This window comes from Streptomyces mirabilis (assembly GCF_039503195.1).
Classification (GTDB): Bacteria; Actinomycetota; Actinomycetes; order Streptomycetales; family Streptomycetaceae; genus Streptomyces; species Streptomyces mirabilis_D.
In genome coordinates this window covers 754435-770039 of record NZ_JBCJKP010000001.1, presented here as the reverse complement: position 1 = coordinate 770039, position 15605 = coordinate 754435, and the positions used below count along the sequence as shown (strand labels likewise).

General features: G+C 71.5%; 12 protein-coding genes and 4 pseudogenes. 6 read left to right on the top strand and 10 right to left on the bottom strand.

Annotation, left to right across the window (positions count from 1 at the left end; translation table 11 throughout):
• Window positions 1-21: 21 nt before the first annotated feature.
• Window positions 22-444, top strand: coding sequence for an Hsp20/alpha crystallin family protein (locus AAFF41_RS04060; RefSeq protein WP_343323481.1), 423 nt, complete (start codon window positions 22-24; stop codon window positions 442-444).
• A 566-nt stretch (window positions 445-1010) separates the two neighbouring features.
• Here AAFF41_RS04060 and AAFF41_RS04055 read toward each other — a convergent pair.
• The 3 genes and pseudogenes from AAFF41_RS04055 to AAFF41_RS04045 all read right to left on the bottom strand — a co-directional run bounded on the left by AAFF41_RS04055 (window position 1011) and on the right by AAFF41_RS04045 (window position 2563).
• The gene (locus tag AAFF41_RS04055) at window positions 1011-1523 is read right to left on the bottom strand and encodes a universal stress protein (protein WP_343323480.1); all 513 of its coding nucleotides are present in this window, start codon (window positions 1521-1523) and stop codon (window positions 1011-1013) included.
• A 132-nt stretch (window positions 1524-1655) separates the two neighbouring features.
• Window positions 1656-2308, bottom strand: a pseudogene (locus AAFF41_RS04050) (DUF4389 domain-containing protein).
• Window positions 2309-2338: 30 nt separating this feature from the next.
• Window positions 2339-2563 (bottom strand): hypothetical protein, encoded by a 225-nt coding sequence (locus tag AAFF41_RS04045; RefSeq protein ID WP_319751916.1) that lies wholly within the window; start codon window positions 2561-2563, stop codon window positions 2339-2341.
• Window positions 2564-3833: 1270 nt separating this feature from the next.
• Here AAFF41_RS04045 and AAFF41_RS04035 point away from each other — a divergent pair.
• Entirely contained in the window at window positions 3834-4034 is a 201-nt protein-coding gene (locus AAFF41_RS04035; protein ID WP_319751915.1) for a hypothetical protein, read from the top strand.
• Between the two features lie 367 nt (window positions 4035-4401).
• Here AAFF41_RS04035 and AAFF41_RS04030 read toward each other — a convergent pair.
• Window positions 4402-4596: pseudogene (locus tag AAFF41_RS04030) on the bottom strand (transposase); the annotation flags it as partial.
• Here AAFF41_RS04030 and AAFF41_RS04025 point away from each other — a divergent pair.
• The 3 genes and pseudogenes from AAFF41_RS04025 to AAFF41_RS04015 form a co-directional block, all read left to right on the top strand.
• A pseudogene (locus AAFF41_RS04025) lies at window positions 4597-7029 on the top strand (bifunctional acetate--CoA ligase family protein/GNAT family N-acetyltransferase); the annotation flags it as partial.
• A 12-nt stretch (window positions 7030-7041) separates the two neighbouring features.
• Window positions 7042-7773 carry a CBS domain-containing protein gene (locus AAFF41_RS04020; protein ID WP_319754059.1) on the top strand — a complete coding sequence of 244 codons (732 nt, stop codon included), beginning with the start codon at window positions 7042-7044 and terminating at the stop codon, window positions 7771-7773.
• A 21-nt stretch (window positions 7774-7794) separates the two neighbouring features.
• Window positions 7795-8303 (top strand): annotated as a pseudogene (locus AAFF41_RS04015) (flavodoxin domain-containing protein).
• Window positions 8304-8401: 98 nt separating this feature from the next.
• Here AAFF41_RS04015 and AAFF41_RS04010 read toward each other — a convergent pair.
• On the bottom strand, window positions 8402-9379 hold the full coding sequence (locus AAFF41_RS04010; RefSeq protein ID WP_319754061.1) for a GerMN domain-containing protein: 978 nt from the start codon (window positions 9377-9379) through the stop codon (window positions 8402-8404).
• Between the two features lie 247 nt (window positions 9380-9626).
• Here AAFF41_RS04010 and AAFF41_RS04005 point away from each other — a divergent pair, with 247 nt between their 5' ends.
• The gene (locus AAFF41_RS04005) at window positions 9627-10613 is read left to right on the top strand and encodes an Acg family FMN-binding oxidoreductase (protein ID WP_343323479.1); all 987 of its coding nucleotides are present in this window, start codon (window positions 9627-9629) and stop codon (window positions 10611-10613) included.
• 136 nt (window positions 10614-10749) lie between these two features.
• On the opposite strand, the gene hypE is transcribed toward AAFF41_RS04005, so the two are convergent.
• From hypE to AAFF41_RS03980, 5 genes are read right to left on the bottom strand one after another with little or no spacing between them, the layout of a single operon-like run.
• A complete protein-coding gene (hypE, locus tag AAFF41_RS04000) occupies window positions 10750-11784 on the bottom strand; it encodes a hydrogenase expression/formation protein HypE (RefSeq protein ID WP_319754063.1) in 1035 nt (344 codons plus the stop codon).
• Complete coding sequence (gene hypD, locus AAFF41_RS03995; protein ID WP_319754064.1) at window positions 11781-12884, bottom strand: hydrogenase formation protein HypD; 1104 nt, start codon at window positions 12882-12884, stop codon at window positions 11781-11783. Before hypD ends, hypE begins: the two co-directional genes overlap by 4 nt.
• The gene (locus tag AAFF41_RS03990) at window positions 12881-13501 is read right to left on the bottom strand and encodes a CBS domain-containing protein (RefSeq protein WP_319754065.1); all 621 of its coding nucleotides are present in this window, start codon (window positions 13499-13501) and stop codon (window positions 12881-12883) included. Before AAFF41_RS03990 ends, hypD begins: the two co-directional genes overlap by 4 nt.
• Window positions 13494-14855, bottom strand: coding sequence for a Ni/Fe hydrogenase subunit alpha (locus AAFF41_RS03985; RefSeq protein WP_343323478.1), 1362 nt, complete (start codon window positions 14853-14855; stop codon window positions 13494-13496). The genes AAFF41_RS03990 and AAFF41_RS03985 overlap by 8 nt, the downstream gene beginning before the upstream one ends.
• Window positions 14852-15604, bottom strand: a complete 753-nt coding sequence (locus tag AAFF41_RS03980; RefSeq protein ID WP_343323477.1) for an NADH-quinone oxidoreductase subunit B family protein — start codon at window positions 15602-15604, stop codon at window positions 14852-14854. Before AAFF41_RS03980 ends, AAFF41_RS03985 begins: the two co-directional genes overlap by 4 nt.
• Between the last annotated feature and the right edge of the window lies 1 nt (window position 15605).

The window sequence follows — 15605 nt, the reverse complement described above, 5'->3', positions numbered from 1 at the left end:
GCGAAGAAGAGGAGGGAGAACATGAGCGGCATGATCGAGCGGCTGCCTGGCTGGCCGACGCTCCCCGAGCTGTTCGGCTGGGTCGAGACAGGGCTCCCGGGCACGCACACGATTCCGGGACTGCACACCATCCGGATCGAGGAGCACCTGACCGACGGGACGTACGTGGTGCAGGCGGAGCTTCCAGGCATCGACCCCGCCAAGGATGTCGAGATCACGGTCACGGAAGGCGTTCTGACCCTGCGGTCCGAGCGCAGTGAGGAGACGACGGAGAAGCACCGCACGGAATTCCGCTACGGCAGTTTCGCCCGCTCCGTCCGGCTGCCGGCCGGTGCGAAGGGCGACGAGGCCACCGCCGAGTACAAGGACGGTGTCCTGACGATCACGGTCCCGGTGCCGGAGACGAAGACGGGCACCCGGACCATCCCGGTGCAGCACGGTTGAGCACGCGCACACGCCGTGTCGCGCCATGTGTGCGCGGCCGGGCCGGTTCTCCCGGCCGTGCACACGACCGACCCCGCTCCTTCGACGGGGAGACCGCGACGACCCTCAAGGAAGCACCACCGTCGGCACGACCCGTGGCAGCCCGCGTCGGACCCGCACTGCCCACCTTCCTGGGCGGCGTGGGAACGGTCACCGGCAGCTAGTTCCTCATCGAGGGCGTCAGTACGGGAGGCGTCGCCCGGACGGGGTCCGCAGGTCGAGCGGCGAGGGCCGGCGCGGGATCGAGGGGCGCCTGGTCTCCTGTACGCGCTACATGACCGCCGCCTCCCGGCGCCCCGCGGACCAGGTGCCTCTCACCCGGCCACCGCGTAGGCCCTGAGCCTCGTCCGTGAACGCCCGTACGACGAGGGGGCCTCCGACCCCGGTCCGTGGGCCACAGCGACCACGCACCAGAGCCGACCGGCCCCACCCCCTCGTATCCGTACGGCACACCCCGTTCCCCTCCGGCACGGGAACCGGCCCGGACCCCAGGTCCGAACCGGTCGGCCTTCCGCCTGTCCGTGGCGCTACGAGGCACTGCTCCCGGCCAGCGAAGGCGAGTTGACGGATCCGAGCGGACCCCGGGAGCGGTCCGCGACCGGCACGGTCACCACCGGAACCGTCGCGTGCCGCAGGCACTCACGGCCCACCGCGCCGATCGAGGCCAGTCCGAAGTGCCCGTGCGCCTTGCGTCCCAGGGCCAGCAGCAGGGCGCCACGCGCCTGTTGGAGCAGCACGCGAGCGGGCGGCCCCTCCACCACGACGCGGCGCACGGTGCCACCGATCCTGGGCCCCAGGGCCTCGCGCACGCTGGCGGCCAGGACCTGGGCCGCGCGATCGCGCTCCTGGGCGACCGTCGGACCAGCGGGCGCCGGAGCGTAGGGCGCGTGTCCGCTCGTGACCGGTTCCCAGGCGTGCACCGCGACGAGATCCGTGTGCAGGACTTCCGCCTGGTCGGCCGCCCAACGCAGGGCCGCCAGCGATGCCTCGGATCCGTCGACGCCCACCACGATGCCGTTGCCGTCGGTGTGTTCCGTCATGGCGGCCTCCTTGGTTGGCTCTTGTGACCACGGTGCCCCGGACACGGCAGCTGTGGCGTGGGCCGACGGGGCCCTGTCCGTGCCCAACGGTCCCTTGCGTCGGCGGCGGAGGGCCGGGGACGGGTGCAGCGGTCAGGACGAGGTTCCCGGTTCGTCACTTCCCTGGTCGAGCCGGAACGGCGGATAGACGTCGGTCAGGAGTGCCGCGTAGGCAACCACGCGCGGCACCCACCGGTCGAGCCCGATCACCAGGTCGAACAGACCGCGCGGGTAGCGCCCCCTGGCGGCCAGCGAGACCCCGGCGAACAGGGCGAGCAGGGCGATGAAGCCGCCCGAAGTCCAGGGCACCTTGAGCCCGCCGAGAAGGAAGGCCAGGATCAGGTAGTGCGGAACGCCCAGGAGCCACCACTTCACCAGGACGAGACCACGGGACAGTTTCTCCGGGTACGCCACATCCCAGTGCGTGGGGTAGTCGGGCACGTCGGCGAGAGTGAAGGGCGGGTAGCGGTCGGTGGCCAGGGCGCCGTACGCGTAGTAGAGCACGCGCCAACTCCACCTCAACACACCGTGTTGAAGTCGAACAGCGGGCGCGGGTAGCGGCCGGTGAACAGAATCGAGAAGAAGGCGCCGACGCTCGCCCCCACGAACGCCACCCACAGGAAGAGCAGGACGACGCAGTGGGGGAGGGCGAGCAGCCACTTCACGAGCCACAGCCAGCGGGACAGGGGTGGATCGAGGTCCGCGGCCAGCCGGGCCGGGTGTACCGCGGACATCGCTTCCTTCATGGCGAACGATCCTTTCGGAGGCCAACGCGGTCAACTCCGGTAGTGCTGGTGGTCGTCGTGCTTGCCGATGTAGTGCCGTTCCTCGATGACGGCCTCGCGCTCACCCGGGCGCAGCACGGTGCCGCGGGTGCTCAGGAACGCGATGAGGCCGAGGACCCCGGCCGCCATCAGGAAGAAGCCGACGACGAACGAGCTGTAGCCGAACACCAGGCAGCCGCCCAGCACGGTCGCGCCGATCAGAATGAGAGGAACCATGACCGTCTCCTTCAGTTGTCCGCGCGGATCTCTGAATGCCGTCTCTGTCGGGAGCCAGGGCATTCTTCCTCCGGCGTTACCGCCAGCGTCTCGATCCGATGTCCGGCGGCCCAGGGGCTGAGCGGGCAGACGGCTGGGCCGAGTGGCCTTCGTACCGCCCGGCCGCGCGTGCGAGGGTGACGGTGGAGCCTTGTGCTGCAGGACGCCGAAGTCCGGCGAAGAGGGGTGGGCGCGATGGAGCAGCCCCAGGTCGTGGGTGTCGACGGATCGGCCCCGAGCCTGCTCGCGGTCGACTGGGCGGTCGACGAGGCCGCCCGCTGGGTGTGCCGCCACGGCTGGTGCACGCCGTCGTCCCGGAGGAGCGCGACCAAGCGCTACCGCCCGGACCGGCGATCCCGATCCCCTGCCCGAGGGGCTCCCGGCGCAGGACGTAGTCTCCACGGCGGCGGCCCGCTGCCACGAGGCACGGGCCTCCGCCCTGCTGGACACCGCGGTCAGAGCTCCCTCGGCCTCCGGCCGGGCCGGATCGCGCACGCGCTGCCGCACCACGCGCAGTGCCCGGTCGCGGTCGTACCGCTGTCCGGTTGATCCTCATGCCGGATCCCGATGGCTTCGAAGGGCCGACGCCGTACGGATCCTGGCGGACCGCTCGCGTGAGGAGCACCGAAGTGACCACCTGGACCTGGCAGGACGAGGGCTACGAGGCAGCGCACGAGCGACGGGGGGAGTCGCTGTGCACCTTGGGCGACGATTGCTTCGCCACGCCGGAGCGCTGCCCGAGTGCACGGCGGACGACGTGTAACAGACGTGCCAGGTGTGGGGGCGAACAGCCAGGACCAGCCGGCCAGTTCGTTGTGTCCCAGCGATTCGACGACGGCGGCGCGACGGCCGGGTACGTGCGTGTCGAGGGCGATCGTGCCGATGCGGTGATCCGGAACCGGTCGGCGCGGGCGTCCTCCTCGAAGAGCCGAGTGCCAAGAGGGATCGACACCTCACCTGGGGCTTGACCAGCCGTTCGCGGTGCTCCGCGGGCAGGGTCCGCGGCATGCTCGTGGTGGGGAGAAGCGTTCATCGCGTGCCTCCAGAGAGTCTTGCGGACCTCCCACCTCCGGCGTGTGCCCGTGGGTTCCGACCTGCCATGGGCCACCCGGCCCGCGGACCGGGCCGACCGGCGCCCCCGCGGGAGCCCTGTGGCACCCTGTGCCACCCGGCCTCCCGCGGTTCGATGAAACCGTGAGAGGTACTCGGCAGACAGAGGGGGGTGAACACCGTGGGCACGACCTTGACACCGGAGTTCTGGAGGCAGTTCGCTGTCCTGCTGGTGATCGCGGCAGCGGTCACCCTCGTGCTCAGCGCCGCACTCGACGCGCTGGTGCTGCGGATGCGCGGCCGCCGGACACCGCAGCGGCCGCCGGTCACACCGGTCGTCCGCACGCACCGGCCGGCCCGGCGGACACCCGTCCACCACTGACACGCCGTTCGTGAAGAGCTGAACCCCTGCGCATCGCCCACGGCGGCAATGCCCACGTGTACCGGGGCGAGCGGCCCTATGCGGACGTCGAGCGGGCGAACACCGTCCGGGCCGCCGCCGCGCCCGCCCTGCCGGCCCACGAGCACGAGTTCGTGGGCCAGTTAGGCGACTGACTCCATGTCACCTGCTCTCGAGGAGATGGTGGCGGACCGGCGTTGAGCGCCCTTGGGTTCGGCACCCAGCCCCGGGTCCTGACGGGTCGCCGTCCGGAGCGTTCTCTTGATCCTTTCCGGCCCGGACTCCGGGGCACCGCGCTGGTCACCCATGTTCCTGTGCGCGGCGGCCTTCGACTGGCTCACGACGTTTGGTCGCCGGCCTGCGTGGTCAGCAGCCTGTCCCGGTGTCCCTTGCGCCAGGTCGTGCGCGTCTCGGAGTGCTCGCGCGGCGCGGCACCGATCACATCGGTGGCCTCGGCCTCGATCAGCTCCTGCAGGATGCGCTCGCGCACCACCCTGATTGCTTCAACTCCATCGGCCCGACGTAGCGACTCAAGCAGCCGCATGCCGAATACGACACCGGTGGCACCGGGACAGCGGCCGACATCTTCATCGCGGTCGCCGACGGGCTGCACCACCGGGGCGTCGGCACCCTCCTTGTCGAGCACCTGGTCTCCGCCGCCCGCGCCGAGGGGATCACCTCGTTCATGGCCGACGCGCTCAGCGAGAACCACGAGGTCCTGCGACTCTTCGCCGACCTCGGCCTGCGCACCGCCCGCCGCTTCGAGGGCCCCGAGACGCGCTGCACCATCGAACTCGACGAGGACGAGAACTATCTGTCGGCCATCGACGCACGCGGCCGCGCTGCCGACGTCGCCAGCCTCGAACCGCTGCTGCGCCCGGACGCGGTCGCCGTCGTCGGCGCGGGACGCACACCCGGGTCCGTGGGCCGGGCGATCCTGCACCACCTGCACGCCGGTGGCTTCACCCGCCGTCTCTTCGCAGTGAACCCCTCGGCCACCTCCATCCTCGGCGTGCCCAGCTACCCCTCGGTCAGTGCTCTGCCCAGGACACCCGACCTCGTGGTCGTCGCCGTACCGGCCGCGGCCGTGCCTGCCACCGCCGAGGAGTGCGGCAAGGCGGGCGTACGTGCCCTCACCGTCGTCACGGCGGGACTCGACCCGGCCCAGGTGGAAGCGCTCATGACCGCGTGCCGTACCTACGGCATGCGGCTCGTCGGCCCCAACTGCCTCGGCGTCTCCAACACCGACCCGGAACTGAGCCTCGACGCGACCTTCGCGGCCGATCACCCGCGCCCCGGCACGGCGGGCGTCGCCGTACAGTCCGGGGGCGTGGGCATCGCCCTGCTCGACGGGCTGTCCCGGCTCGGCATCGGCGTTTCGACCTTCGCGTCCCTGGGCGACAAGTTCGACGTCAGCGGCAATGACATGCTCCAGTGGTGGGAGAGCGATGGCCGCACCGACCTGGCCCTGTTGCACCTGGAGTCCTTCGGCAACCCTAGGGCGTTCTCCCGCACCGCCCGGCGGGTGACCCGCCGGATGCCCGTTCTGACGGTCGACGCGGGCCGCACCGACGCGGGCCGCCGCGCCGCCGCCTCGCACACCGCGGCCGCGGCCACCCTCACCATGACCCGCGGGGCGCTGTTCACCCAGGCAGGCATCACCGCGACCCGCTCCGTCGGTGAACTCCTCGAAGTCGCAGCCCTGTTGCACTCTCAGCCGCTGCCCACCGGATCACGGGTCGCGATCGTCACCAACGCGGGCGGAGCCGGGGTCCTCGCGGCCGACGCCTGCGCCGAGGCCGGGCTCACTCTGCCGATGCCCACCCCCGAACTCGTCGACGACCTGCTCGCCGTGCTGCCCGAAGGCGCCGCCGTCGGCAACCCCGTCGATGCCACCGCGGCCGTCACTGAGGAGCAACTCAAGGAGTGTTTGGACCGGATCACACGGCACGCCGGCGTCGACGCCGTCCTCGTAGCCCTGGTCCCCACGGCGGTCGCCGCGGCGACCGGGGACGACCTAGTCCGGGCCGTCACTCACGCAACCGGAAACGGGCCGAAGCCGATCGCCGTGGTCCGTCTCGAACAGGCCCTGTCTGTAGAGCTGTTGCCCACCGTCGGCAACCGGACCGTCCCCGCCTACGCCGAACCCCAAGCGGCCGCGCGGGCGTTGGCGCACGCCGTCCACCGTGCGGCCTGGATCGCCCGGCCCGCAGGGGCGATCCCCGACCTCGACGGAATCGACACCGCGCGCGCCCACACCGTCGTCGAGGCCTACTTCGACGCGAATCCGGACGGCGGCTGGCTCGACCCGCGCCAATGCGCCGAACTCCTCGACTGCTATGGCATTCCCCTGTCGGTCTGGGCCTGGGCCGACACCGAGGACGGCGCCGTCCTCGCCGCCGAACGGCTGTGCGGCGCCGACGGGCGGGTGGTCATGAAGGGCTACTGGCCGGGTCTGTTGCACAAGAGCGAACAGCACGCCGTCCAGCTCGACCTGCGCGGTGAACCCCAAGTGCGCGCCGCCTTCCGCGACTTGGAGACCCGGTTTGCAGGTCTGCTCACGGGCGTGGTCATGCAGCCGCTCGCCGAGCGCGGCACCGAGCTGTTCGCCGGCGTCGTCCAGGACCAGGTCTTCGGACCGCTCGTCCTGTTCGGCCTCGGCGGCACCGCGACCGGGATTCTCGCCGATCAGACCGCCCGGCTCGCCCCGCTCACCGACCACGACGTGCACGACCTGATCACGGCTCCGCGCTGCGCCCCGCTCCTGTTCGGTGCACACGGCAGCCGGCCCGTCGACCTCGAAGGCCTCGAACAGCTGCTGCTGCGGCTGTCCCGGATGGCGAACGACCTGCCGCAGCTGGCCGAGACGGACTTCAACCCCGTACTCGCGGCACCGGGCGGAGTATCCGTCCTCGATGCACGCGTCCGCCTTCTGCCCCGCAGGGCGCAGGACCCGTATCTGCGCCAACTTCGCTGAGGAGGGAACACCATGAAGCACAACACGGTCGGCTCCGTGATGACCACGGACGTTGTCCGTGCCACCCACGGAACGCCGTTCAAAGAGGTGGCACGGCTGCTCGGCGAACATCGCATCAGCGGCCTGCCCGTGGTCGACGACGACGACCGGGTCGTCGGAGTCGTCTCGGAGACGGACCTGATGGCCCACCAGGCCGAGGCACCCGACCCGTACGAACCGAAGAAGCGGTTCCGGTTCGCCGAGCTGACGCGCAGCGCCAGGCAGCGGGCCGCGAAGGCCACGGCCCGCACCGCCGGCCAGCTGATGACCGAGCCGCCCGTCACCGTGCACGCCGACGACACCATCGTCGAGGCGGCCCGGACCATGGCACGGCATCGTGTGGAGCGGCTGCCCGTCCTGGACCAGGAACAGCGGCTCGTCGGCATCGTCACCCGCCGCGATGTGCTCCAGGTCTTCCTGCGGCCGGACACGGAGATTCGCGACGAGGTGGTCGAAGAGGTGCTGGTGCGTGCCCTCTGGCAGGCGCCGCGCAGCATCGACGTCTCCGTGGTGGAGGGCGTCGTCACGCTCTTCGGCCAGATGGAGCGCAAGAGCGAGACGGAGATCGCCGTCTCCATGACCCGTCGGATCGACGGTGTCGTCGCGGTCGTCGACCAGCTCTCCTACCGGCGGGACGACTCGCGCATCCAGCCCGACGAGCAGAAATACCACGGTGTCACCGAGGACTGGGTGCACCACCTGTGAAGTGAGAGGAGGCGGACCGTCATGCCCACCAGCGTGCTGGTCGCCTACGGGACGACGAACGGATCGACCGCGCAGATCGCCGAGGCCGTGGCCGAGGTCCTGCGCAAGGGGGACTCATCCCCGACCTGTCGCCTGCCAGGTTCGTCGTGGACGTGACGCCGTACGACGCGGTGGTGCTCGGCAGCGGGCTGTACGCCGGCCGCCGGCACCGCGACGCTCGCCGGTTCGTGAGCCGACACGGCCGCCAACTGGCCGAGCGTCCGCTGTGGTTGTTCAGCAGCGGTCCGCTGGACTCCTCGGCATCGGAGCGGGACATCCCGCCTGTGCGCGGCGTACGACGCACCATGGTCCGGCTTGGTGCCAGGAGCCACGTCACCTTCGGTGGCTGTCTGGAGGAGGGAGCCACGGGACGCATCGCCCAGTCGATCGTGCGCAACGAGAAGGGCGGAGATTTCCGCGACTTCGGCGCGATCGAGGACTGGGCGGCGCGGATCGCCGCCGAACTGGCGGCGGCACAGCAGAAGGAGTGAGCAGGTGAGCAACGGCTGAATGTCGCTGGTGAGGCGGGTACGGGACGACCCCGGCGCGGAGAGTGCGCGCCGGGGTCGTCCCGTACCGGGGACCGGTGTCAGCGGTTCACGGTCAGCGACACGGTGTCGACGGTCACCGGTGTGCCGTCCCTGGGCGACAGGACGTACGCGGTGAGCAGACCCGGGCCGGTGCGAGCCGCCTTGTAGGGGAACGTCACGTCGAAGGTGCCGCGCGTGCCGGTACCGGACGTCGCCCTGACCACGACGTCCGCGGCGGTGCGCCCGGTGGTGTCGGTGACCCTCAGCCGGAACTGTGCTTCGAACGTGTCGGCGCTGCCCCACACCCTCAGCGGGGTGCGTGCGGTGTCACCGATCAGCGGCGACTCGACCAGCACGGCGGGAGCCCGGTCCTCGAAGTCGCTCCGGCCGACCGGTCCGTTCAGGACGATTCCCTCGCCGCCGAAGGACGTCACCGGCTTGCCGTCGACCTCGAAGGCGACCTTGTGGACGGTCGGGAAGCGGGTCACGGTGAACACGACCTGGGCGAGGCGTTCACGCATCGACAGGCTGCCGCCTTCGTCGTCGTAGCGGCCGGAGAGGTCGACCGTGGCTACGTGGTTGCGGACGACGAGGGAACGCAGCCGCGTTCCGGACGGGATGGCCGTGGCCCGGCCGTGGGCGCGTTCGTAGCGGTCGGGACCGGCCAGCAGGGCTCGTACGGCGGCGGTGGCTGTCGTCGGCGCGGTCACGGTGCGCGGGGCGGGGGAGACCTTCTCGCGGTGCAGGAAGTACACCCCCACACGGACGCGTGTCGTCGTGTCGCCGGAGGGAGCGGTGGTGGGCGCCGCCGTCGCCTCCGGCGCTGTGGGGACAGACGGAGGGCGTGCGCCCGATGTGCCGCCCGACGTGCCCGTGCCGGCAGTGGGAGGCGTGCTCGGGTTGGTGCCGCCAGGCGTTCCCGTACCGGTGGTCGTACCGCACGCGGTGACCGCGAGCAGGGGCAGCGTCAGCGCTGCGGTGACCACGGTGGAGCGGCGCCGGTGCCTGCGGGGTGTGAGCGATGGTGCGCTGTTCATGGCTTCCTCCTCCGACACTTCCAGCGAACTCCCACCGGGAGGCGGCGACCAGTGCCGTACGACCCGGGGCCAGGGCCGAACGGCCTGGCAACCCCGAACATTCGGAGCGAGCACGGCGGCAGCGCCGCGGGAGCCCAGGCACCGGCCCGGAGAGGGCCGCCCAGACCTGATGCGTGGACGGAAGGCCCATGGGCCGGGGGACGATGCGCGAGGATCCTGGAAGGGAACGGTTGATGAAGGGGGCACCATGTCTCTGGCGTACGAACAACACGGCCGTGCGGCTTTGCACCTGGCCCACGCCGCATCTCTCGCGCCCTCGCCGCACAACAACCAGCCCTGGTTCTTCGTCGAGGAGGGCCACGACCACGGCTTCGAGATCCACGCGGATCGTGGGCGCCGACTGGTCCTGACCGATCCGGGCGGCCGGGAGTCGGTCATCGCCTGCGGGGCGGCGCTGTTCAACGCGCGGATCGCCGTGCGCAACCTCGGATTCCAGCCTGTTGTCGACCTGCTGCCGGAGTCCGGCAACCCGGCGTACCTGGCGCGCGTGGCCTTCGCCGCCCATGCCCCGGCCACGTTCGACGAGGCGCTGATGGCGGGCACGATGGCGCACAGGCACACGCACCGCGGGCCGTTCGGGGCGGAGCATGTCGGGGCGGAGCTGCTCGACGAGCTGCGGGAACACGCACGCGCCGAGGGTGCTGCCCTCCACATCGTGGAGGACCCGGAGAGACTGCACCTGCTCGCGGATCTGGTGCGCACCGCGGAGAACGTGCACCGTGCCGACCGGGGGCACACGGCCGAGGTCGCGGGGTGTGTCGGACCGGCCGGAGTCCCGGCCGAGGCCTGCCTGTACCACCCGGACTGCGTACTGCTGGCCGCCCGTGACTATCTGGGCCTCGTCCGGCAGTTCGCTCTCCCACCCCAGAAATGGGTGTCGCGCACGGGTGTGGTCGCCATCCTCACCACGCCCTACGACACCCGTCCGGACTGGCTGCGCGCAGGTCAGGCGCTCCAACGCGTGCTGTTGTACGCGGCGGCCCACCGGGTCCGGGCGGCGTTCCACACCCAGCCCCTCGAAGTACCCTCGGTGCGCGCGGAGGTCCGGACGAGGCTAGCGTTCGGCCGCTTCCCGCAGATGATCCTGCGCCTCGGCCATACGACCCAGGGGCGGCCCATGCCCCGGCGCGGGCCTGCGGAGACGCTCGTCCGCAGTGGCGCGCCGGGCAGGTGAGGATCACGACACCCGGCAGGAGCGGACAGCCGGCCCGAGTGCGCGGGTGGCGGTTTCGGCGCAACCGGCTCGGGCGCCGCATCCACCTCGTGGAGGCCTGGTGCTGCTCGCCGCCTGGACCGTCCCGTGCCACCGGTCAGCAGATGCGGGGGAGCTGCTCGCCGAGCGGCATCTCCACGATGCGCCGTGCGCCGACCAGGGTCCGCAGAGTCACTCGCCCCCGCGGCCCCTCCCGGAGCACCTCGCCGATCCGCACGGCCCGTGCCCCCTCGGGAACCGACCGCATCGCGGCCAGCGCGCTCTCGGCCGCATCGGCTTCCACGAAGGCGACCAGACAGCCCTCGTTGGCGACGACCAGCGGGTCCAGGCCGAGCAGATCACAGGCCGAAGCGACCGCCTCGGGCACGGGAACCGCGCTCTCCTCGACCTCGACGGCAGCGGACGAGTCACGGGCGATCTCGTTGAGCGCCGCGGCGAGCCCGCCCCGGGTCGGGTCGCGCAGCACGTGCACGGCGTCCCCGAGCGGCGCCAGGGCCCGCACCAGCCGGTGCAGCGGCCGGGAGTCGGAGGCGATGTCGCTCTCGAAGCCGAGGCCCTCGCGCGTGCCGAGCACGGTCGTGCCGTGCAGTCCGATCGACCCCGACAGCAGTACGGCGTCCCCGGGGTGCGCCAACGCGGCCGACGGGGCGAGGAGTTCGTGTCGCTGTCCGACACCGGTGGTGTTGATGAACAGCCGGTCGGCCGCACCGCGCCCCACGACCTTCGTGTCTCCGGTGATCACGGGCACGCCGACGTCCTGGGCGGCCTTGCCCAACGACTCCATGACGGCTCGGAGTTCGGCGAGCGGCAGCCCCTCCTCGACGATCAGGGAAACCGACAGCGCGAGCGGCCACGCGCCCCGCATCGCGAGATCGTTGACTGTGCCGTGCACGGCCAGGGACCCGATGTCCCCGCCGGGGAAGAACAGCGGGCTGACGACGAAGCTGTCCGTGCTCATCACCAGGCGGGGATGCCCGGGCAGCAGCGCGGCGTCCTCCAGCGGACCCGTGCCGCCGCCGACGGCCGGCAGCACCAGTTGGTCGAGCAGTTCCCCGGTGAGCCGTCCGCCGGCGCCGTGGCCCAGCAGAACGACCTCGCCCTCGTGGGCGGGGAGGGGGCACTGGATGTTCATGCCGTGCTCCTCGTGGGAGTGCGTCCGGCCGTGTGGAAGGCGGCGCAGGTGCCCTCGGACGACACCATGGGCGCGCCGAGGGGATGACGGGGCGTGCAACGGGTGCCGTATGCGGTGCAGTCGGTGGGCAGCCGAGCCCCGGTGAGAATGGTGCCGGCGATGCACTCGGCGTCCTCGACCGGGCACAGACCGCCCACGTCGAAGCGCCGGGCGGCGTCGAACCCGTGGTACTCCTCGGCGAGTTCGAGCCCACTGTCGGGCAGCTCGCCGATCCCGCGCCAGGCCCGGTCGGTCACCCGGAACACCCGGCGCATCGCGTCCTGCGCCGCGGTGTTGCCAGCCCGTCGCACGGCCCGCACGTACTGGTTCTCCACCTCGTACCAGCCCGATTCCAACTGCCGTACGGCCATGAGGATGCCCTCCAGCAGATCCAGCGGCTCGAAGCCGGTGACCACGACGGGCACGTGGTAGCGGGCGGCGATCGGCTCGTACTCGCGCCAGCCCATCACCGCGCACACGTGCCCGGCGGCGAGGAAGGCCTGGACCTCGCAGTCGGGGTCGTCGAGCAGGGCGGTCATGGCCGGCGGTACGAGGACGTGACTGACCAGCATCGAGAAGTTGGCCAGTCCGAGGCGGGCCGCGTGCAGCACTGCCATCGCGTTCGCGGGCGCCGTCGTCTCGAAGCCGACCGCGAGGAACACGACCTCGCGGTCGGGGTGTTCTGCGGCCAGGCGTACGGCGTCCATCGGGGCGTAGACCACCCGTACGTCCGCGCCCCGCGCCCGTAGCGACAGCAGGTCGGTGTCCGTGCCGGGCACCCGCAGCATGTCGCCGAAGCTGGTGAGGAGCACACCGGGGCGGGCGGCGACGGCCATGGCCCGGTCCAGGGTCTCCAGCGGCGTGACGCAGACCGGGCAGCCCGGGCCATGGATCATCCGCATGCCGGCCGGCAGCAGTTCGTCGATGCCCTGCCGGACCAGGGTGTGGGTCTGTCCGCCGCACATCTCCATGATCCGCCAGGGGCGCGTGGCCGTCCGCCGCAGTTCGTCCAACAGCTGCCGCGCGAGCACCGGATCCCGGTACTCGTCCAGGTACTTCATCGGTGCGTGAGGTCGAGTCGGATGTCCACGACCCCCTCCACCGACCGCACCGCGTGGGCCACCACGGGCACGAGCGAGCGGTCGGGCAGGGAACCGCCGAGCGTGACCACGCCCTCGGCGACACTCAGCGTCAGGGCGGTGGTGACCGGGAGCCGGCCGAGCACGTGGTGCCGGATCTCCTCGGCGATCTCCTCGTCGCCCCGCAGAAACACCGTCAGCAGATCGCTGCGACTGACCACGCCCTGCAGCAGGCCGGCCCCGTCCACGACGGGCAGCCGCTTGACGTGCCGCCGGGCCGTGATGCGGGCGGCCTCGGCCGGCGTGGCGTCCGCGTGCACGGTGATCGCCGGGGCGCTCATCAGCTCGCCCGCGGTCACCGCGCTCGCCTTGGCGGGCACCGGCGCATCGCCTTCGACAGCGCCCCGGTACTCCTCCTTGGCCAGTAGATCCGCCTCGGACACCACCCCGACGACCCGTCCCTCGCCCGCCAGCACCGGCACGGCGCTGCCCTTGCACTGGTCGAGCGGTTCGACGATCTCCTTGAAGGGCGCCTCGCTCCCGATGGCGACGGCGGTGTGGGGCATCACATCGCTCACGGTGTATGGAGATTCAGACATCACAGCCTCCCGCGGATGGGTCCGAGGTACGGACGACGGTCAGGTCGAGGAAGTGGGTGGAGCACGAGATGCATGGGTCGTGGTTGCGGATCGCCCGCTCGCACAGCGCCGTCAACTCGTCGTCGTCCGGGTCGTGTTCGCTGATCGCACGCTGGGCCAGACGGTGCAGGTCGTCCTCGATCGCACCCTGGTTCTGCGCGGTGGGCGGTACCAGCAGCGCGCTCTTCACGATGCCGTCCGCGTCGAGTTCGTAGCGGTGGTAGAGCAGCCCGCGCGGCGCCTCGGTGGCGCCGTGCCCGACACCGGCTACCCGGGGCACCTGCGCGTACGGGTGCGCGGGCGGCTCGTAGCCGTCGATGATGCGCAGTGCCTCGGCGACGGCGTACACCGTCTCTACGGCCCGCACCAGGATGGACCGGTACGGATTGCGGCACACGGCACCCTCGCGCGGATCACCCAGCCCCGCCTCGACCGCCGCCTCCAGCGCCACCGGCGACAGCAGCCGGCCGTTGACCGCGAATCGGGCGAGGGAGCCGGTGAGATGAAGGCGCCCGTCGAGCCGTGAGTGCAGGGCGGTGGAGTGGGCGACGTGGGTCTCGACGACGTGCTCGGTGAAGTCCCGTACCGGGAAGGGGGAGTTGGTGCCGTCGGCGCGAAGGGCGGTCGGGGTGCCGCCCTCGATGGCGTACGTGTCCGGTTCTGCCAGCGCGAGCAGGTCGGCCTCGACACGCGCGTCCGGGAACTCGAAGCCCGCGACCCAGCGCACGGTCTCCCACGCATCGTCGAGGGCGCGCTTCAACTCCTCGGTCAGTGAGCTTAGTTCGTTGTGCGTGGGAGCGCGGTGGAAGCCGCCGAGACGGACGTTGACCGGGTGCACGGCCCGCCCACCGAGCAGCTCCATCAGGGAGTTGCCCGCCTTCTTCAGGCGCAGCCCCCGTTCGACCTCGGCGCGGTGCGTGCGCGCCAGGTCGATCGCGCTCGGCCGGCCCAGGAAGTCCGGAGCGTGCAGGAGGTAGATGTGCAGGGCCTGGCTCTCGATCCACTCGCCGCAGTACAGCAGCCGGCGCAGGTCGCGGATCGCCGGGTCGACGCTCACCCCGCAGGCGTCCTCGATCGCAGCGCACGCGCTCAGCTGGTAGGCCACCGGGCAGATCCCGCACACGCGGGCCGTGATGTCCGGCGGCTCGGTGTACGAACGGCCGCGCAGGAACGCCTCGAAGAAGCGCGGCGGCTCGTAGATCTCCAGCCGCGCGTCGGTGACCGTGCCGTCGTGCACATGGAGGGTGAGCGCGCCCTCGCCCTCGACCCGGGACAGCGAGCCGACGTGCAGCACACGGGATCCACGGTGCGTCACTTGCGTAACTCCTTATCGAAAGCGGGGGCGTTGAAGGTGCGCAGGATCCGCACCACGGCGTCCTCGTCGAGGCCGTCGCGGCGCAGCAGCGGGATCAGCGCGGGCAGGTTCACCGTGCCGGACGGGCCGAAGCAGCCGAAGCAGCCGCGGTGGTAGGCCGGGCACAGTGCGCCGCATCCGGCGTGCGTGACCGGGCCGAGGCAGGGGGTGCCGTGGGCGACGGTGACGCAGACCGTGCCGCGCCGCTTGCACTCGAAGCACACGCTGTGGTCCGGGACGTCCGGCTTGCGGCCGGCCAGGAACGCGGTGATCACCTCGATGAGCTGCCGCCGGTCGACCGGACAGCCGCGCAGTTCGAAGTCGACGTCCACATGGGCCGAGACGGGGGTGGAGGTGGCCAGCGTGGAGATGTGCTCGGGGTGCGCGTAGACCGTGCGCCGGTACTCGTCCACATCGGCGAAGTTGCGCAAGGCCTGGATGCCGCCGGCCGTCGCGCACGCCCCGATGGTCACCAGGTGCCGCGAGTCCGCGCGGATCGCCCGCACGCGTTCGGCGTCCTCGGGCGTGGTGACCGAGCCCTCGACGAGAGACAGGTCGTAGGGGCCGGGAGCCATCGCGCTGGACGCCTCCGGGAAGTGTGCGATCTCCACCTCGCGCGCCAGCGCCAGGAGTTCGTCCTCGCAGTCCAGCAGGGTGAGCTGGCAGCCGTCGCAGGAGGCCAGTTTGAACACCCCGAGTTTCAGTGCCACG